General features: G+C 72.6%; 13 protein-coding genes, 2 pseudogenes and 1 other annotated feature. Of the genes and pseudogenes, 9 read left to right on the top strand and 6 right to left on the bottom strand.

Going from position 1 to position 19,278, the window contains the following annotated elements:
• Positions 1-111 precede the first annotated feature (111 nt).
• A complete protein-coding gene (locus IEZ06_RS26135; protein WP_189239332.1) occupies positions 112-429 on the top strand; it encodes a transposase in 318 nt (105 codons plus the stop codon).
• Positions 390-518: a sequence feature (AL1L pseudoknot), on the top strand. (Overlaps the previous gene by 40 nt.)
• On the top strand, positions 459-851 hold the full coding sequence (locus IEZ06_RS26130; protein ID WP_189239331.1) for an IS3 family transposase: 393 nt from the start codon (positions 459-461) through the stop codon (positions 849-851). Its footprint overlaps the feature before it by 60 nt.
• 87 nt (positions 852-938) lie before the next feature.
• Here the strand turns inward: IEZ06_RS26130 and IEZ06_RS36655 are convergent.
• Positions 939-1,178: pseudogene (locus IEZ06_RS36655) on the bottom strand (helix-turn-helix transcriptional regulator); the annotation flags it as partial.
• 30 nt (positions 1,179-1,208) lie between these two features.
• Here IEZ06_RS36655 and IEZ06_RS36650 point away from each other — a divergent pair.
• A complete protein-coding gene (locus IEZ06_RS36650; RefSeq protein ID WP_229798707.1) occupies positions 1,209-1,577 on the top strand; it encodes a hypothetical protein in 369 nt (122 codons plus the stop codon).
• A gap of 33 nt (positions 1,578-1,610) precedes the next feature.
• Here the strand turns inward: IEZ06_RS36650 and IEZ06_RS37730 are convergent.
• Both IEZ06_RS37730 and IEZ06_RS26120 read right to left on the bottom strand, forming a co-directional pair.
• Positions 1,611-1,913 (bottom strand): annotated as a pseudogene (locus IEZ06_RS37730) (AraC family ligand binding domain-containing protein); the annotation flags it as partial.
• Positions 1,914-2,455: 542 nt separating this feature from the next.
• A complete protein-coding gene (locus IEZ06_RS26120) occupies positions 2,456-3,400 on the bottom strand; it encodes a LysR family transcriptional regulator (protein ID WP_229798706.1) in 945 nt (314 codons plus the stop codon).
• 125 nt (positions 3,401-3,525) lie between these two features.
• Here IEZ06_RS26120 and IEZ06_RS26115 point away from each other — a divergent pair, with 125 nt between their 5' ends.
• Genes IEZ06_RS26115 through IEZ06_RS26090 form a run of 6 tightly spaced genes read left to right on the top strand, consistent with a single transcriptional unit; the run spans position 3,526 to position 9,578 of the window.
• The gene (locus IEZ06_RS26115; protein WP_189239328.1) at positions 3,526-4,557 is read left to right on the top strand and encodes a fumarylacetoacetate hydrolase family protein; all 1,032 of its coding nucleotides are present in this window, start codon (positions 3,526-3,528) and stop codon (positions 4,555-4,557) included.
• The gene (locus IEZ06_RS26110; protein WP_189239327.1) at positions 4,557-5,516 is read left to right on the top strand and encodes a cyclase family protein; all 960 of its coding nucleotides are present in this window, start codon (positions 4,557-4,559) and stop codon (positions 5,514-5,516) included. Before IEZ06_RS26115 ends, IEZ06_RS26110 begins: the two co-directional genes overlap by 1 nt.
• Positions 5,517-5,523: 7 nt before the next feature.
• On the top strand, positions 5,524-6,651 hold the full coding sequence (locus tag IEZ06_RS26105) for an FAD-dependent monooxygenase (RefSeq protein ID WP_189239326.1): 1,128 nt from the start codon (positions 5,524-5,526) through the stop codon (positions 6,649-6,651).
• Positions 6,648-7,679, top strand: coding sequence for an amidohydrolase family protein (locus IEZ06_RS26100; RefSeq protein ID WP_189239325.1), 1,032 nt, complete (start codon positions 6,648-6,650; stop codon positions 7,677-7,679). Before IEZ06_RS26105 ends, IEZ06_RS26100 begins: the two co-directional genes overlap by 4 nt.
• A gap of 13 nt (positions 7,680-7,692) precedes the next feature.
• On the top strand, positions 7,693-8,631 hold the full coding sequence (locus tag IEZ06_RS26095) for a VOC family protein (protein WP_189239324.1): 939 nt from the start codon (positions 7,693-7,695) through the stop codon (positions 8,629-8,631).
• A gap of 11 nt (positions 8,632-8,642) precedes the next feature.
• On the top strand, positions 8,643-9,578 hold the full coding sequence (locus IEZ06_RS26090) for a fumarylacetoacetate hydrolase family protein (RefSeq protein WP_189239323.1): 936 nt from the start codon (positions 8,643-8,645) through the stop codon (positions 9,576-9,578).
• Positions 9,579-9,645: 67 nt separating this feature from the next.
• Here the strand turns inward: IEZ06_RS26090 and IEZ06_RS26085 are convergent, their stop codons facing one another.
• From IEZ06_RS26085 to IEZ06_RS26075, 3 genes are read right to left on the bottom strand one after another with little or no spacing between them, the layout of a single operon-like run.
• On the bottom strand, positions 9,646-10,623 hold the full coding sequence (locus IEZ06_RS26085) for a TauD/TfdA family dioxygenase (protein WP_189239322.1): 978 nt from the start codon (positions 10,621-10,623) through the stop codon (positions 9,646-9,648).
• Entirely contained in the window at positions 10,620-16,121 is a 5,502-nt protein-coding gene (locus IEZ06_RS26080; protein ID WP_189239321.1) for a non-ribosomal peptide synthetase/MFS transporter, read from the bottom strand. The genes IEZ06_RS26085 and IEZ06_RS26080 overlap by 4 nt, the downstream gene beginning before the upstream one ends.
• A complete protein-coding gene (locus IEZ06_RS26075; protein WP_189239320.1) occupies positions 16,118-19,276 on the bottom strand; it encodes a non-ribosomal peptide synthetase in 3,159 nt (1,052 codons plus the stop codon). Before IEZ06_RS26075 ends, IEZ06_RS26080 begins: the two co-directional genes overlap by 4 nt.
• Positions 19,277-19,278: the final 2 nt, after the last annotated feature.

The raw sequence follows: 19,278 nt of genomic DNA, 5'->3' as shown, positions 1-19,278 counted from the left end.
CACGGCATCGTCGGGCTGCACCTGCGCAAGGGGCAGCGGACCACGATCCCCGACGAGGGTGAATCGCCCCGGGTTTGATGGAGACATCGAAGACCCGGAAGGATGCCGATCATGGCTGCTCCCCGTAAGTACCCCGACGAGTTGCGCGAGCGTGCGACCCGGTTGGCCGTCGAGGCCCGCAAGAACCCCGCGGCACGGGACGGCGCGATCCGGCGCATCGCCGATCGGCTTGATATCCACCCCGAGGCCCTGCGGACCTGGGTCAAGCGGGCCGAGACCGACGAAGGCCTACGGCCCGGAACCACCAGTCAGGACGCGGCCCGGATCGCCGAGTTGGAGCGTGAGGTGAAGGAGCTGAGACGGGCGAACGCGATCTTGAAGTCCGCGTCGGCTTTCTTCGCGGCGGAGCTGGACCGTCCACTGCGCTGAAGGTCGCCTACATCGAGCAGCACAAGGAGATGTTCGGCGTCCAGCCGATCTGCCAGGCGTTGAAGGACACCGACGCCGAGATCGCGCCGAGTACCTACTACGCCGCCGCCTCACGCCCGCCCTCCGCCCGTGCCCTGCGCGATGAGGAGCTGACTGAGGAGATCACCATGATCCACGCGGACAACTACAGCGTCTACGGGGCCAGGAAGATTCACGCGGCGCTCCTGAGACGTGGTCGCACGGTGGCCCGCTGCACCGTGGAACGCCTCATGCGCGCCGCCGGCCTGCGCGGGGTGATCCGGGCCAAAAGCCCGCGCACCACCCGCCCCGCACCCGAAACCGACCGGCCCGCCGACCTGGTCGAGCGACAGTTCACCGCGACCGCGCCCAACCAGCTGTGGGTGGCCGACATCACCTACTGACCCGTACCGGAGTCTGCGGTGCGTTCAGGACCTGGATGCCTCGAAGAGGCAGCCTTTGCGCCGATGCTCCGCGAACCTGCGTCCGGGTCAGCGGGTGAAGGTCTCGCGGAAGCTCGTGGCGCTCATGCCGAAGTGCGCTCTGAAGCGGCGGGCGAAGTGGTTCTGGTCCGGCCAGCCGACCAGGTTCCCGACCTGGGAGATCGGGTGGTCGGTCTCAGTGAGCAGCATCGCCGCCGTCTCGGCCCGCAGGTGCGTGAGGTAGGCCATGGGCGGCATGCCGACACTCGCTTTGAACAGGCGTACCAGGTAGCCCGAGGCCAGGAAGGACGCGTCGGCCAGCTCGCCGAGCGACCAGCCATGTCCGAGATCGCTTTCCATCAGCCGGATGGTCTCGGCCACCGCAGGGGGGAGCACCGGTTCGATCGTGCCGTGCGGACCGGTCACGGCACGGGTGAGCACGCCGAGGAACAGCAGGAGCCGTCCGACGAGGTCGGCACGGTGAGTGGTCGCAGATTCGGCGGCCAGCTCACGCAGGATGTCGAGATGCGCGACGCAGTCGGCCAGCGCCTGAGGGTCGAGAACCGGCTCCCGGTGATCTGGGGCTGTGGCCCGCAGGCCGACCGGAGGAACGTTCGATCCCGCTCGGCATGGCCTACCGTGCCCGCCGCCGTCTCCGAACAGTCGGGAAAGAAGCGGATCCTCCTTGATCCAAGCCAGCTCTCGTAGGAGCAAGCCGGGCCTCAAGCCGCAGCTGTACAGCTCCAGCCGATCACGTGCCTCATAGGCGTGCCGGGCTCCGGCGGGTAGGAGGATGACGCTGCCCGGCCTGATGCGGTGTGGTCCGGCGGGCATGCGATGGACCGCCTCCCCCGCTGTGACGACGGCGATCTCGGCGAGGGAATGCGTGTGCGGAGATCCGGCCGCGGGTCCGGGCTGGAAGCGGCCGATCCGGAGATCGCGTGCGCCGCTTCCCGGGCAGGCCGTCCGGGCGTTCCCCCCACGCGTCCGGTACGGAGCCACCCGGTGGCGCGCAGATGAGGTGGCCGGTCGTCCGCCGCTCATGAGCTCATCGTGTCCGGAGCGCACGCCCGCTGCGGAATCCGCGGCAACCGGAAGGAGCTCCCCGGAGAGCGGATCCACCTCACCGGTGGGAGAGCCTGCGGGGAGCACGTTCACCACCAGTCTCCTTTCGCGAGTTGGTCAAAGGCGCGAAGCCGGCGGCGTAGACACGTGATCGGGGAACATCCGAGCTGGAGAGTGACCGGAGGGGAGGCCTCTCCCACCGTCCGGTTTCTGCGGCTCCCTCACTCTGAAGGATTCCCCTGAATTTGACAAATAGATGAACGCGATAGGCGAATCCACATCATGGATGGCCATGTCTCGTTTTCTCTCACGTTCGCGTGCGGTTGCACGCTGTGCGACCCGCACCGCTTCGCAACCTGTCACACCACCTGAACCGCGAGCTGCCTGAAGCGACTGCGGCTCGGTGATACTCGCTGATCGGCCCGGTTGAGCACCTCCCGGCGTCGATCTGCCTCTCCAGGGGGTGCGGGACCGTGTTCCTCACCGGACGGTGTTCTCGCGCGACGGGCCGACAGCATGCTTCAACCGGTGCGCGGAGCGTCCTGACCGGCGGCCGGGACGTCTTGGTGACCATCAAGTTCGGCGATCCCGCTGGCTACCTGGGCCGCCACTTCGCGCAGCCAGATGTGCGCCGCGTCCTGGCTGTGCACGGGATGCCACCACAGGGCCTCTTGAAGGGGAATCGCCTCGAAGGGGCACGGCAGCACGCGCACGGTTGCGAGCCCGTGCAGCAGCCGGGCCAGGCGCTGCTGGATCAGCGCGACCCGGCGGGTGCCGGCCACCAGGTTGGGCAGCAGGTGGAAGCTCTGCACGAACACCTCCGCCCGCGGCTCCAGGCCCAGCATGCTCAGTTGCCGGGTGACCGGGGCGTCGAACAGCCGCTGGTAGACCACCCAGGGCAGACGGGCCAGGTCGTCCAGGGTGAGATGGTCGCCGATTCCGGGGTGGTCGGCGGCGACCAGGCACACCCACTCGTCGCGGTACAGCTCCACTGTCGGGAACCCGCTGATCACGCCGTGCGGGATCAGCACGCCGTCGACACCGCTGAGCACCGTGCCGGTGTCTTCCACGATCCGGGGGTCCATGTGCCGGAAGTGCAGTCGGACACCGGGTGCCTCAGCGTGCAGGACCCGGGAGAGTTCGGCGCCGAACACCGCGATGGCGTAGTCGGAGGCGAGCAGAGTGAAGTCGCGCTGCTCGGTGGCCGGCTGGAAGTCCGCCCGGCTGGTGAACAGCCGCTCCAGCATGGCGCAGGTGTTCGTCACCGGCGCCTGCAACGCGGTGCCCAGAGGGGTCAGCTCGTAGCTGTTGCCCTTGCGGACCAGTAGCTCATCGGAGAAGTGGTGGCGGAGCCTGGCCAGCGCCGCGCTGGTCGCCGGCTGGCTGAGCCCGATCCGCAGACCGGCCCGGGTGACGTTGCGCTCTTCCAGCAGGGCGCGCAGGGCGACCACGAGATTGAGGTCCAAGCTGGCGAGGTTCACGGCTCTCCCCCGAACTATCGGCCCGACAGATGATTCCGATCCGGGGAATCGATTTCCCAGATCTGTCCTGGTAGCCCAAGGTTAAGGGCACCGCACCGGGAGGAAACCTCGTGGAAACACATCTGCCTCTTGCCGGCCCGTTCGCGGTCGGTACCTTCTCCGCCGGGAACGGCGCGCCCTTCCCCGGCCTGGTGACCGGTGATCAGGTCCTGGATCTGCGCACCGTTCCCGCGCTCCGTCTACCGGACGGAGAGCTGACCACCCGCGCACTGCTGGAACGCTGGGACACCACGCTGCCACTGCTGCATGCCGCAGCCGAATCCACGGAGGGCGACCGGTTCCCGCTGGCGGACCTGCGCGTACACGCTCCGGTCGAGCCCCGGCAGATCCTGCAGTCCGGCGCCAACTACCGCACCCACGTCATCGACCTGGCCGTCGCGCACGAACCCGAAGGCGGCCGCCCCGCCGAGCAGGTGCGGGCCGAGGTCGCGGCGATGATGGACCGCCGCGCCGCCGAGGACCAGCCGTACGTGTTCATCGGCCTGCCGTCGGCGGTCACCGGCCCCTACGACGACGTGGTGATCCCGGCCTGGTGCGCCAAGCCGGACTGGGAGCTGGAGCTGGCGGCGGTGATCGGCCGCCCCGCCTTCCGGGTTCCGGCCGACCGCGCGCTGGAGCACGTGGCCGCCTACACCATCGCCAACGATCTGACAGCCCGCGAGCTGGTGTTCCGCCGGGACATGCCGGAGATCGGCGCCGACTGGCTGCGGTCCAAGAACGCTCCGACGTTCACCCCGCTCGGCCCCTACCTGGTGCCGTCCGCCTTCGTCTCCGACCCCGGCGACCTCCAGGTGACCCTGCGGCTCAACGGCGAGGTCATGCAGGACGAGTCCACCAAGGACATGATCTTCGACGTGGCGCGGCTGGTCTCCTACGTCTCCCAGACCGTGGAGCTGCTCCCCGGCGATCTGGTGCTCACCGGCAGCCCGGCCGGGAACGGCATGCACTGGGGCCGGCTGCTGCGCCCCGGGGACGTGATGGAGGGCACGATCACCGGCCTGGGCGTGCAGCGCAACCGCTGCGTGGCCGAGAGCTCCCGGACCGGGACCCCGAAGGCCGGGCACCCTGGACAGGACGCCTGATGCCCGGCCGCACCGACCCCGCCAGCGCCATCGCCGAGGCCGCCGCCCGCTGCTCCAACTGGGGCCGCTGGGGCGACGACGACGCGCTGGGCACCGTCAACTTCATCGACGCCGCCAAGCGCCGCGAGGGCGCGGCGCTCGTACGGCAGGGCGTGTCCTTCTCCCTGTCGCAGCGCTTCGACACCGACGGACCGCAGAAGGGCTGGCGCCGCCGTACCAACCCGGTGCACACCATGACCGACACCGGCCTGGACGCCGTCCACGGCGGGCAGGGATTCCCGCACGGGTTCGGCGGCGCCGACGACGTCATCGCCATGCCGCTGCAGTGCTCCACCCAGTGGGACGGCCTGGGCCACATCTTCGACCACGGCGTCGCGTGGAACGGCCGCCCCGCCGACCAGGTCGTCACCTCCGCCGGTGACCTGGTCACCGGCATCGAGCACCTGGCCGCGCCCGTCGCCGGCCGCGGCGTCCTGCTCGACGTCGGCCGCGTGCTCGGTAAGGACGGCGAATTACCGGACGGGTTCGCGATCACCGAGGAGCACCTGGCCGCCACCGCCGCCGCGCACGGCATTGTTGTCGGCCGCGGCGACATCGTGTGCGTGCGCACCGGGCAGCTCACCCGAGCCCGCCGCGACGGCTGGGGCGACTACGCCGGGGGCCCGGCCCCGGGCCTGTCGTTCACCACCGCCGGCTGGCTGCACCGCACCGAGATCGCCGCCATCGCCACCGACACCTGGGGCTTCGAGGTGCGGCCCAACGAGTTCGAGAACGCCTTCCAGCCCCTGCACCAGGTCGTCATCCCGCACATCGGGCTCCTCATCGGCGAGATGTGGGACCTGGACGCCCTCGCCGACCACTGCGCCGACGACGGCGTCCACGAGTTCTGGCTCACCGCCGCTCCACTGCCCGTCACCGGCGCGGTCGGCTCCCCCGTCAACCCCATCGCCATCAAGTGAGGCCCCCATGACAGCGGTAAGGAACGTCCTCATCGTCGGTGGCGGCACCGCCGGATCGGCCCTGGCGATCCTGCTCGCCCGCGGCGGCGTCACCGTGGACATCGCGGAGATCAAACCGGATCTCACCGCGCTCGGCTCGGGCATCACACTGCAGGGCAACGCGCTGCGGGTCCTGCGCGACCTGGGCGTGTGGGACCGGGTGGCCGCCGCCGGTTTCGCCTTCGACTCCCTCGGGCTCCGGACCCCCGGCGGGGACCTGGTCGCCGAGATCCCCGACGCCCGCACCGGCGGCCCCGACCTGCCGGCGACGCTCGGCATGAACCGCCCCGAACTGGCCGCGATCCTCGCCGACGCGGTGCGCGACGCCGGGGCGCGGATCCGGCTCGGCCTGACCGCGGACGCCCTCACCGACACCGGCGACGGCGTGCGGGCGGAACTGTCCGACGGGACCACCGCCGATTACGACCTGGTCGTCGGCGCCGACGGCATCCGCTCGAAGGTCCGCGGGCTCATCGGCGTCGACGCCGCCCCCCGGCCGGCGGGCATGGGCATCTGGCGCATCCACACCCGCCGCCCCAAGGGCGTCGAGCGCACCGACCTGATCTACGGCGGCCCCTGCTTCATCGCCGGCTACTGCCCCACCGGCGAGGACACGATGTACGCCTACCTGGTGGAGAAGGCCCGCCCCCGCGAGTCGATCACCGCCGCCGACAAGCCCGCCCGTATGCGGGCTCTGGCCGAGGGGTACGGCGGCGCGTGGGACGAGATCCGCGCCGACATCACCGACCCGGACCGCATCAACTACACCTGGTTCGAGTCGCTGCTGGTGGACCGCCCCTGGAACCGCGGGCGCACCGTCCTGATCGGCGACGCCGCGCACGCCTGCCCGCCCACCCTGGCCCAGGGCGCCGCCCAGTGCCTGGAGGACGCCGCCGTTCTCGCCGAGCTGCTGCTCGCCGCCGACCGGCTCGACCAGTCGCTGTTCGACGCCTTCATGGACCGCCGCCACGAACGCGTCAAGGCCGTGGTCGAGGCGTCGGTGCAACTGGCCGACTGGCAGCTGGACCCCGTGCCGGACGCCGACGTGCCCGGCCTGATGGGCCGGATCGCCGCGATGGTGACGGAGCGCCCATGACCACCGCCCCCTCGGACACCGCCCCCGTCAGCGCGCGGCCCATCAGAACCGTCGACGTGCACGCGCACGTGATCCTGCCCGAGGTCGAGCGGGCCGTGGCCGGTCAGCCCGGCCTGGCGGCGCACCGGGAGCTGGACGCCCGCCGCAACGGGCCCGAGTCCCTCGCGGTCTCCGGACGGATGGTCGGCGAGCGGATCGACCGGCTCACCCGGGCCGAGGTACGGCTGGCCGGCATGGACGCCACCGGGGTGGACGTGCAGATCGTCAGCCCCTCCCCCTCGCACTACCACTACTGGGCCGGCGAGGATCTGGCCGAGAAGGTCTGCCGCTTGGCCGGCGAGGGCGTCGCCGGGCACTGCGCCCAGGCCTCCGGCCGGCTGTACGGGCTGGGCCTGGTCCCGCTCCAGCACCCCTCGCTGATGGTGAAGCTCCTCGACCACGCCCTCGGCCTGGGCCTGAAGGGCGTGGAGATCTCCTCACACGCGCCCGGCAGGGAACTGTCGGACCCCGCCTACGAGCCCTTCTGGGCGCACGCCGCCGCCACCGGCGCGGTGGTCTTCCTGCACCCGTTCGGCTGCACACTCGACGAGCGGCTGGACCGCTGGTACCTGTCCAACATCGTCGGCCAGCCGGCCGAGAACGCCGTCGCGCTCTCCCACCTGATCTTCTCCGGGGTGCTCGACCGGCACCCGGGCCTGAAGGTCGTCGCGGCGCACGGCGGCGGCTACCTGCCCACGTACCTGGGCCGGGCCGACCACGGCTGGAAGGTCCGCCCGGACGCGCACGGCTGCGCACGCGAACCGAGCACCTATCTCAGGGAACTCTGGTTCGACTCCCTCGTCCACGATCCGGCCGTGCTGCGCGAACTCGTCCGGGTCACCGGACCGGAGCGGGTGCTGCTCGGCTCCGACTTCCCCTTCGACATGGGCGCCGACGACCCGGTGGCCGTGCTGCGCGCCGCCGGGCTCGCCCCCGACGTCTTCGACGCCGTCCGCGGCGGCAACGCCGCCGACCTCTTCGACCTGTAAGGAGCGCACGACCGTGCCCGACCGTCTCATCACCCACCTGCGCCACGTCGACCTGGCGGTGCCCGACTACGACAAGCAGCGCGACTTCTACTCCGGCGTGTGGGGCCTGACCGAGGTCGCCGGCGACACCGGCATCAGCTTCCTGGCCGCCGAGGGCTCGCCCGAGCAGTACATCATCCGGCTCCGCAAAGCCGCCGAGAAGCGGCTCGACCTGATCTCCTTCGGCGCCGCCACCCCCGCCGACGTCGACGCCCTCGCCGAGCGGCTGCGCGCCGCGCAGGTCCGGCTCGTCTCCGAACCCGGGAAGATCGACACCCCCGGCGGCGGGTACGGCTTCCGCTTCTTCGACCTCGACGGCCGCACCGTGGAGGTCTCCGCCGACGTCGCCGTCCGCGCCCACCGCAGGCTGGAGGCCAAGGAGGCGGTCCCGGTCCGCCTGTCCCACGTGGTGCTCAACTCCCCCGACATCGACGCCACCCGCACCTGGTACGAGACCCACCTGGACTTCGCGCTGTCGGACACCCTGGCCCACCCGCGCATGGGGAAGGTCATGCACTTCATGCGCTGCAACCCGCAGCACCACAGCATGGCCATCGCCCGCGGCCCGCACGCCTCCCTGCACCACATCAGCTTCGAGCTGAGGGGCCTGGACGAGTACATGTACGGCACCGGCCGGCTGCTGCGCGCCGGGGTGAGGATGATCTGGGGCCCGGGCCGCCACCTGGCCGGCGACAACACCTTCTCCTACTTCCTGGACCCGCACGGCAACACCGTCGAGTACACCACCGAGCTGGAGGAGCTCGACGAGGACGCCTGGCACCCGCACGTCTACGACTTCTCCCAGCCCGAGGTCACCGACCAGTGGGGCACCGCCAACCCGATGAACGAGCTCATCGCCAAGGAGTCGTTCAACGACGTCGACCGCGGCGTGTTCGTCGCCCCGCCCGTCTGAGGAGGACGACCATGCGTCTGGCCACCTTCGAGCACCGGGGACTGCGCCGCAGCGGCGTCGTCGACGGCGACGCGGTCCTGCCCTTCCCGGAGGGGACCGGCCTCCTGGACATCGTGCGCACCGGCTCCGTCCCGGAGACCGCGGCGGCCGTGCCCCTGTCCGGGGTGCGGCTGCTCCCGCCGATCGATCCGCCCTCGGTCCGCGACTTCGTCACCTTCGAGGAGCACGTCGAGGGCGTCCGCCGCAGCGTGAGCGGCGCGGCGGGCGTCCCGGACGCCTGGTACGACGCACCGACCTTCTACTTCGCCAACCCGCACGCGATGGTCGGCGCCCACGACGACGTCCCCGTCCCGCCCGGCTGCCACGCCCTGGACTTCGAGCTGGAGGTGGCCGCGGTCATCGGCCGCGAGGGCCGCGACCTGTCCCCCGCGCAGGCACGCGACCACATCTTCGGCTACACGGTCTTCAACGACTGGTCGGCACGCGACCTGCAGTCCCGCGAGATGCAGGTCGGTCTGGGCCCCTGCAAGGGCAAGGACACCGCCACCACGCTCGGCCCCTGGCTGGTCACCGCCGACGAGCTGGAACCGTACCGGGACGCCGACGGCTTCCTGCGGCTCGCGCTGACGGCCGAGGTCAACGGGGTCGAGGTCGGCCGCGACCTGCTGTCCAACATGGGCTGGCCGTTCGAGGACCTGGTCGCCTACGCCTCGCGCGGCGCCTGGGTGCGCCCCGGCGACGTGCTCGGCTCGGGCACCTGCGGCAACGGCGGCTGCCTGGCCGAGCTGTGGGGCCTGCGCGGCCGCCAGGACCCGCCCCCGCTCAAGCCGGGCGACACCGTCACCCTCACCGTCGAAGGCATCGGCACCGTCTCCAACACCGTCGTGCCCGGCGCCGTGCCGCTGCCGATCCCGTCCGCCCGCAAGCGCCCGCGCAACCGCCCCTGATCACGCTTCCGGCCGCCGCCGACCGGGAAGGAGGTCGCCAGGACCCGCTGATCCGGCCGCCGGGCGGTCAGGCGGTCATGGCGACCAGGATCCGGCGGGGACCGGTGAACGGCTCCCTGCCGTGCGCGCACAGCATGTTGTTGATGATCATCAGATCGCCCCGGCGCCAGGGGAACCCGAAGGAGGCCTCGTCGTAGGCGGCCTTGATCGCGGCGAGGTCGGCCGGATCGATCGGGGCGCCGTCGCCCAGGTAGGCGTTCCGCGGCAGGTCCGCCTCGTCGTACAGCGACAGCAGCGCCTCCCGGACCTCCTCGTCCAGGCTGGTGACATGGAACAGGTTGGCCTGGTTGAACCAGACCCGCTCCCCCGTGAGCGGCTCGGTCTGCCAGGAGGGCCGGTGGTGCCTGGTGCGCAGGCCGTCGTCGGTCCACTCGAACGTCTGCCCGTGCCGCGCGCAGTACTCCTCCACCGCCGCGGGATCGTCGGTCTGGAACGACTCCTGCCAGGACAGGCCCAGCCCTTCCCGGAAGGCCCTGGCGTACACGACACCGCCTGCGAACCGGTTCCGCACCTCCTCGGGGAGCAGGCGGAGCACCGCCCTGCTGTCCGCGATCGGGGTGGCCCCGCCGGTGGCCGCGGCCACGTCGCAGTAGAAGAACAGGTGGCCCGGCCAGGTGTCCGAGTAGGAGTTCTCGTTGTGCATCGGCAGCGGCTGGTCGGCCGGGTACTCGGTGGAGGTGTAGATGGACTCGGTCACGGACGTGCGCGGGGTGGAGCGTTCGGTGTAGCGCAGCGGGTCGCCGCCGACGACCCGGACGATCCGGTCGAACAGGTCGAGGTCGGCGGGCAGGTCGCGGAGCAGCACGGCGCCGTGCGCGGCCAGGGCCGCCCGCAGCCCGTCGCGGTGGGTCTTCACCCAGTCGAGGTGATCGGTCATGTCGGGCCCGAGGCCGTACACCGCGATGGCGGTGTGCTCGTTGCCGTCCAGGCGGCCGGTCACCGGCCCGAGCCGGGCCGGGTCCGCGGGGGTGGTGACATCCGTCATGATGCGTCGGTTCCTTTCAGGCGGCGTTGCCGTTCCTGCATGCCGATGAGGTCGTCGGGGAGCGAGTCGGGCACCTCGGTGTCGAAGCGGCGCAGCAGCGGGATGGTCGACGCGCAGACGGTGACGGCGGCCATCATCAGCGCGAAGACGATGTAGGTCAGGCCGACCCCCCGCCCGTCCCCGGTGCCGATGACCGCGCCGACCGAGCCGGCCAGCGCGCCGTCCGGCCGCAGCATGGGGTTGAACAGGGCGGTGGCCAGGGGGGCCAGCACGGCGAACCCGAGCGGCAGCGTGGACCAGGAGATGGCCTGGTTGAGCGCGAGCACCCGGCCGTGGAACCGCTGCGGCACCTTGACCTGGATCAGCGTCACGTAGATGCCCTGGGAGATCGTCATCGCCATCGCCATGCAGAAGACGCCGAAGGCGACCACGGCCAGGGACGGCCGCAGGCCCATCACCAGGCACCCGGCGGCCATGCCCAGGTTGCCCAGGAACACGCCGACCATCCGGCGCCTCCGCGGGCCGCCCCAGAGCGCCATCACGATGCCGCCGGTCACCGCGCCCAGGGCCTCGGCCACCGCCACCTGGGCGACCTGGTCGACCGTGCCGAAGGAGAGCGTCAGCGGAACGGTCAGCACCAGGGCGGGCCCGAGGAAGACGTTGGCGACGGCGAAGTAGACGACCATGGACCGGAATCCGCGGAGGTTCCAGGAGAACCGCAGGCCCTCCGTGATCGAGGTGACCAGCGTCTCCTTGCGGCGGAAGCCGAGCGTGTCGGGGAAGCGGACGACCAGCAGCACCACGATGGCGAACAGGTAGCTCGCCACGTCGATGGCCAGGACGCCGGGCAGGCCGATCGCGACGTACAGCCCGGCGCCCATCAGGGGGGCGAACAGCATCGCGAACCCGTTGGTGAGCTGGGTGAGGCCCACCGCGTGGCCCAGGTAGCGCTTGGGCACCAGCTGCGGCACCGCGGTCTGGAAGGCCAGCCGCTGGTAGGTGCCGGCCATCGAGTTGAGCGGCAGCAGCAGGTAGATGGTCCACAGGTCCAGCCGGCCGGTCCACAGCAGCAGCGCGATGCAGAGCTGGATCGCGCCCGAGACGCCGCTGGCGGTGATCATGACGCGCCGCCGGTCGAACCGGTCGATGAGCGGTCCGGCGACGGGCAGCATCGCCACCCCGCAGATCAGCGTCAGCGCCCACAGCAGGCCGAGGTCGGCCACCGACCCCGTCCGGTCGAACAGCCACACCGGTACGGCGAAGCCGGTCAGCGCCGATCCGGTCGCCGACACCAGCTGCCCGATCGCGACGCTGAGGAACCTGCGGTTGCTCGGCTCCACCGCGCGCGTCCCGGCGGCCCGGCCGGGCTCGGCGGGGTAGTGCGTGTCCTGCAGCGCCCAGGCGGCGTCGGGGCCCCGTCCGGCGGGGCCGTACTCGGCGGTCTCCCGCCGGGCCATCGCCGGGTGGATGCTCGTGACGATCTCGGCCAGCTCCTCCGCCCGGTGCTTCAGGAAGAAGTGGCCGGCCTGGTCGAGCACCACCAGCCCGGTGGTGCCGGTGAGGAACTCCCATTCCCGGTACCGCTCGGTGTGGTAGTCGGTGACCGGGTCCTCGGAGCCGACCACCGAGATGATCGGGGCCCGCATCGGTTCCGGGCGCCGGTCGAGCAGCTCGGTGAAGTACTCCTCGGCGGCCCGGGAGTCGGCGCGCATGTTGCCGATGATCCGGTCGGCCTGCTCCGGGTCGAGCTCGTCGGTGTCGACGCCCATGCCCTTCAGCCAGTTGGCGTACTCGCGGTTGCTGCGCAGCTTCTCCAGCCGGGTCCGCAGCCTGCCGACGACCCCCTTGATCCGGGCGAACGGGAACATGGCGCCGATGTAGACCGCGTCCACGTCCCGGCCGGCCTCGGCCAGCTTCCGTGCCACGCCGACCGCGATGGCGCTGCCGACGCCGCAGTGCCCGTACAGGACCAGCGGGCCGTCCACCCGTTCCCGGACCTCCGCCGCGACCCGGTCCACCAGCTCGTGGAAGGGCAGCCCCTCCTCGTCCAGGCCCACGTCGTGGCCGGGGATGGCCACCGAGTACAGCGCGTGCCCGGCGGGCAGGGCGTCGGCGAGCGGCTGGTAGACGATCGCGCTGCCGCCGCCGTACGGCACGCAGACGTAGGAGAGGGTGCGCGCGGCGCCCTTCGGGGTCAGCTCGTACAGCAGCCGCTGCGGCCCGGTCGCCGCCTCGGCGCCCGCGTCGACGAAGGCGGCCAGTTCGCGGACGGTGCGGTTCTGGAACAGGTCCATCACGCCGACCGGGCGTCCCGAGCCGTCGGACGCCTTGCGGATCCTGGCCACCACCTGGGTGGCGAGCAGGGAGTGTCCGCCGGAGTCGAAGAAGTCGTCGTGGACGCCGAGCCGTTCCACGCCGAGGACCTCGGCCCAGATGCCGGCCAGCATCCGCTCGGTGGCGGTCTCCGGCTCGACCAGCTCCGCGGTGGCGTCCCGCGTCGCCTGCGGGGCCGGCAGCGCCCTGCGGTCCAGCTTGCCGTTGGGGGACAGCGGGAACGCGTCCAGGGTGACGAACGCCGCCGGCACCATGTAGTCGGGCAGGTTCCGCTTCAACGCGGCCCGCAGCCCGGCGGCGTCGGCCTCCGCCTCGCCGGAGGTCGTCAGGTAGGCGACCAGCCGCTTGTCCCCCGGCGTGTCCTCGCGGACCACCACCACCGCGTCGGCGACGCCGTCGCAGTCCCGCAGCGCCGTCTCGATCTCCCCGAGCTCGATGCGCAGGCCGCGCAGTTTCACCTGGTGGTCGATGCGGCCGAGGAACTCCAGGTCGCCGTCGTGGCGCCGGCGCGCCAGGTCGCCGGTGCGGTACAGCCGGGCGCCCGGGTCGGCGCCGAACGGGTCGGGGACGAACCGTTCGGCGGTGAGCGCCGGGCGGCGGTGGTATCCCCTGGCCACTCCCACTCCCCCGATGTGCAGCTCACCGGGCACCCCGATCGGGGCGGGCCGCCCGTGCCGGTCGAGGACGTAGAGGCGGATGTTGGCGATCGGGGCGCCGATCGGCAGGGACGCCGCACCGGCCACGGCCTCGGGGCGGCAGTGCCACGAGGTGACGTCGATGGCGGCCTCGGTGGGACCGTACAGGTTGTGCAGCTCGCAGCCCGGCAGCACGGCCGTGAACGCGGCCGCGGTGGCCGCGGGGAGCTCCTCCCCGCTGCAGATCACCCGGCGCAGGGCCGTGCAGTCCCCCGCGGCCTTCTCGTCGTCGGCGAGGAACACCGCCAGCATCGAGGGGACGAAGTGCGCGGTGGTCACGTTCTCGCTGATCAGCAGCTCGCGCAGGTACGCCGCGTCCTTGTGGCCGCCCGGCCTGGCGAGCACCAGCCGCGCTCCGGCGAGCAGCGGCCAGAAGAACTCCCACACCGACACGTCGAACCCGGCGGGGGTCTTCTGCAGCACGACGTCGTCGCCGCCCAGCCGGTAGGTCCGCTGCATCCACTGCAGCCGGTTCACGATGCCGCGGTGGGTGTTGGGCACGCCCTTGGGCCGGCCGGTGGACCCGGAGGTGTAGATGACGTAGGCGGCGTTCGCGGAGGTGGCCGGCGACCGGGGGGCGCCGGCGGGCCGGTCCGCCCACTCGCCGGGGTCGTCGAGGTCCAGGACGGTCGCCCCGGTGGCCGGGACCGTCTCCCGGAGCCGTCCCTGGGTCAGCACGACCGGGGCGCCGGCGTCGTCGATCATGAACGCCAGCCGGTCGGCCGGGTACTCCGGGTCGAGCGGCAGGTACGCCGCCCCCGCCTTGAGCACGCCCAGCAGCGCCACCACCAGCTCGGCCGACCGCTCGGCGTAGACGCCGACCAGGGTCTCGGGTCCCACCCCCAGCCGGCGCAACCGGTGCGCCACCCGGTCCGCCCGCTCGTCCAGCTCGGAGTAGGTGAGGTGGCGGCCCTCGAAGGTCACCGCGACCGCGCCGGGCGTCCGGGCGGCCTGGTCCTCGACCAGGCCGTGCAGCGTCGCCTGCTCGTCGAGTTCGGCGCCGGTGTCGTTCCACACGTCCACCAGCAGCGTCCGCTCGTCGGCGGGCAGGATCGGCAGTTCCGACACCCGGGTGGCGGGGGCGGCGACGATCGACCGCAGGAGGGTGACGAACCGGGCCGCCATCCTCGCCACGGTCGGTTCGTCGAACAGCGCGGTGTTGTAGACGAACTTGACGATCAGCCCGTCCGCGACCTCGATGACGTGCAGCTCGATGTCGAAGCGGGTGGCCGGCAGGTCCATCGGCAGCCACGCGATGCGCAGGTCGGAGCCGCCCGCCTCGGCGATCCGGCCCATCTGGTAGTTCTGCAGCGCGAACATCGCCTGGAACACCGGTGAGCGGCTGACGTCGCGGGGCACGCCGAGCGCGTTGACCAGTTGCTCGAACGGCACCTCCGCGTGGTCGAAGGCGTCGAGCACGCCGACCCGGGTGCGTTCGAGCAGCTCGTCGAAGGTGGGGTCGTCACCGAGCCGGGCGCGCATCGGGAGCATGTTGACGAACATGCCGACCACGTTCTCCAGTTCCGCCAGCGACCGGCCGGCCGAGGAGGACCCGACCGCGAAGTCGTCCTGACCGGAGTGCCGCGCCAGCAGCACCTGGTAGGCGGCGAGCAGTGTCATGAACAGGGTCGCCCCGCGTTCCCTGGAGAACCGGTTGACCGCGCCGGTGAGCTCGGCGTCGACCTCGACGACGTGCCGGTCGCCGTCGAAGACCTGGGTGGCGGGCCGCGGCCGGTCGGCGGGCAGTTCCAGGGCCGGCACTCCGGCGAGCCGATCGCTCCAGAACGCCAGCTGGCGGTCCAGTTCCGGGCCGGTCTGGGTCTGCCGCTGCCAGTGCGCGAAGTCGCCGTAGGAGACCGGCAGGCCGGGGAGCCCGGACTGCGTGCCGGTGCGCCGCGCGTGGTAGGCGGCGGCGAGGTCGCGCAGCAGCAGGTCCACCGACCAGCCGTCGCCGACGATGTGGTGGGTCGTGACCAGCAGGCGGTGATCGTCGTCGGCCAGCCTGACCAGCAGGGCGCGCAGCAGCGGCCCTTCCGCCAGGTCGAAGGGCTCGGCGGCCGCCTCGTCGATCAGCGCCTGCGCCGCGGCCTCGTCGCCGGCCGCCGCGACGCGCAGCGGCACCGCGGCGGAGGGCTCGACGCGGACGACGGGCCGGCCCTCCGCGTCGGCGGGGAACCGCATCCGCAGCGCCTCGTGCCGGGCCGGGAGCGTCTGCAGGGCCCGGTCCAGCAGCTCGATGTCGAGTTCGCCGGTGAGGCGCATCGGGACCGGGATGTTGTACTGGCTCGTGCCCGGCGCGAACTGCTCCATGAACCACACCCGTTCCTGCTGGTAGGACAGGGGCGGGGCGGTTCCCTCGGGGCGGGGCGTCACGGTGGTGGCGGCGCGCCTGCGCAGCCGCCGCTCCAGCAGCGCCCGGCGGGCCTCGGCCGGGGAGGGTCTCGGGGGGGTCTCCGGGGTGGTCGTCATGTCCGGCCGTCACCTTCCGCTGCGAGTAGCCGCTCGACGGCCTCGTCGCTGAGTCCGTCGAGGTCTTCGGTGAGCCGCCGCTCGATCTCGGCCGCGAGGTCGGCGACCGTGGTGTGGGAGAACAGCCCGCGGACCGGGATGTCGACCTCGATCTGGCCGCGGATCCTGGCGATGGCCCGGATCGCCAGCAGGGAGTTGCCGCCGAGCTCGAAGAAGTCGTCCTCGGCGCCGACCTTCTCCACCTTCAGCAGCTCGGCGAACACCTCCGCCACCAGCTCCTCCGCGGCGGTGCGGGGCGCGATGTACCTGCGCTCCGGGGCCGTCGCCGGGGCGGGGAGGGCGGCGTGGTCGAGCTTGCCGTTGGCGGTCAGGGGCAGGGCGTCCAGGACGACGTAGCCGGACGGGAGCATGTGCGCCGGCAGGGTGGCGGCGAGCGCGTCGCCCACCGCCGTGACGTCCGTCTCGCCGACCAGGTAGGCGACGAGCCGCCTGCCCTCGGAGGCGTCCTCGCGGACGCCGACGGCGGCGTCGCGGACACCGGGCAGCGCGCGCAGAGCCGTCTCGATCTCGCCGGGTTCGATGCGGTGGCCGTGGAGCTTGATCTGGTCGTCCGCGCGGCCGGCGAACTCCAGGCTCCCGTCGGCACGCCGGCGCGCCAGGTCGCCGGTGCGGTACATCCGGCCGCCGGGAGGCCCGTAGGGGCACGGGATGTAGGCGGCGGCGGTGGCGCCCGGCCGGTTCAGGTAGCCGCGGGTCACCTGGGGGCCGGCGACGTAGAGCTCGCCGACGACGCCGGCGGGCACCGGCCGCAGCCCGCCGTCCAGCACGTAGGCGGCGGTGCCGGGAGCCGGACGGCCGATCGCGACCGATCCCGCCCGGTCGACCGGGAGCTCCTCGCCCGGGGCCACGCCGGCCGCGACGCAGCCGACGGTGGCCTCGGTGGGACCGTACTCGTTGACGACGGTGACGTCCGGGTGCCGTTCCCGCCAGGCGGTGAGCGCGTCGGCGGGCAGCGCCTCACCGCCCAGCACCAGGTCGACGCCGGGGGCCACCCGGTCGGGCAGCGCCGCCAGCAGCGTCAGGTGGCTGGGGGTGGCCTTGAGGAACGTCGGCCGGTCGCCGGCCGCGGCGCCCTCGTCGAGGGCGGCGAGCCGTACCGCTCCCCCGACGGTCAGCGGCCCGAACAGGCCGGTCACGGTCAGGTCGAACGAGATCGGGGAGTGCAGCAGCGCCTGCCCGGCCAGGCCGGGGTAGGCGGTGCCGGCCCACGCCAGGTAGGCGGCCACCGAACCCTGCTCGACCACGACCCCCTTGGGGGTGCCGGTCGAACCCGAGGTGTAGATGACGTACGCGACGTTCCCCGGTCCGGCCGCCTGCGGGGGGCCGGCGTCCGGCCGCCCGGCCCGCTCACCGGCGTCGGCAGTGTCGGCGGCAGCGGCGTCGTCGACGGTGAGCACGGTCGCGCCGCCGGCGGGCAGGGCGCCCGCCAGGTGCCGCTGGGTGAGCACCACCGCGGCGGCGGAGTCCGCGAGCATGTACGCCACCCGGCCGGCCGGGTAGGCCGGGTCCACCGGCACGTAGCCCGCTCCGGCCTTCCACACCCCCAGCAGGGCGGGGAGCAGCTCCAGGCACGGCTCGGCGTACACCGCGACCAGCGACTCGGGGCCGACGCCCGACCGGCGCAGCCGGTCCGCCACCCGGCCGGCGGCCTCGTCCAGCTCCGCGTAGGTCAGCCGCCGGTCGCCGGCGATCACGGCGGTCGCCTCCGGAGTGCGCGCGGCCTGCGCCTCCACCATCCGCAGCGCCGTGGCGTGCTCGCGCGGCGGCTCCTGCGTCCCCGCCTCCAGCAGGGACGCGCGCTCGGCCTCGTCCATCAGCGGCAGGTCGCCGATCCGGGTCTCCGGATCGGCGACGCCGGCGGCCAGGAGGCGCAGGTAGCGTTCGACGAACGTCTCCGCGGTCCCCCGGTCGAACAGGTCGGTCCGGTACAGCAGCCGGCTGACCCCGGTGGTCAGGTCGAACGCCAGGTCGTCCTTGGAGGTGACGTAGGGGATCGGCTCGATGCCGGAGTCGGGGATGTAGTTGAAGCCGATCTGGTAGAGCGGCTGCACCCCCGGGTCCCGCTGCGGCGTGACCGCCTCCACGACCGCCTGGAACGGGACCTGGCCGTGCTCCATGGCGTCGAGCAGGGTCGTGCGGACCCGGCCGAGCAGCCCGGCGAAGGTCGGCTCGCCCGAGGTGTCCGTGCGCACCGCCATCTGGTTGACGAACATGCCGACCAGCCCGGCGACCTCCGGCAGGTCCCGGCCGCTCATGGTCACCCCGACCACGATGTCGTCGTCGCGGGACAGCCGGGACAGCAGCACGGCGTACGCGGTCAGGTACACCATGAAGGGCGTCGCGGCCGCGCGGCGGCCCGCCGCGGCGACCTGCTCCTGCAGCCCCTCCGGCACCGTGAAGCGGACCTCGTCGCCGGCGTAGCCGAGCCGGGCGGGCCGCGGCCGGTCGGTGGGGAGCGCGTGCACGGCGGGCAGCCCCGCCAGCCGCGCCCGCCAGTGGTCCGTCTGCTCGGCCAGCGCCGGCCCGGTGAGCCGGTCGCGCTGCCAGGCGGCGTAGTCGGCGTACTGGACGGGCAGCTCGGGCAGCTCGGCCGGGCGTCCGGCCGCCGCGGCCGCGCACAGCTCGGTGATCTCCTCCGAGAGGATGACGGACGAGGCGGCGTCGAAGACGGCGTGGTGGACCACGAGGTACACCACCCAGCGCGCGTCACCGGTCCTGATCAGCGCGGCCCGCCACAGCGGGGCGCGGTCGGTGCGGAACGCGGCCTCGGTGGCGGCCAGGGCGTGGCCGTACGACCGGGTCCTGCGCTCGTCCTCCGGGAGCGCCCGCAGGTCGTGTACCCGGACGTCGGGTTCGACCTCGGCGTGCACCACCTGGCGGAGGGCGCCGTCGACGATCCTGAGGGACGTGCGGAGCGCCTCGTGCCGTTCCGTGACGGCCTGCAGCGCCGCGACGACCTCATCGGCCTCGAGCGCGTGCAGAACCTCGACCGGGCACTGCAGGTTGAACACCGGCGAGCCGGGTTCCATCTGGTCGGCCAGCCAGATCCGTTCCTGGCCGAACGAGGCGGGGGCCTCCCATTCCTTGGCGGTCACCC

The sequence above is a fragment of the Planomonospora antibiotica genome, from assembly GCF_014647955.1.
GTDB classification, from domain to species: domain Bacteria; phylum Actinomycetota; class Actinomycetes; order Streptosporangiales; family Streptosporangiaceae; genus Planomonospora; species Planomonospora parontospora.
Note: the sequence above shows the minus strand (reverse complement) of the source record. Positions and strands in the feature narration are given on the sequence as shown.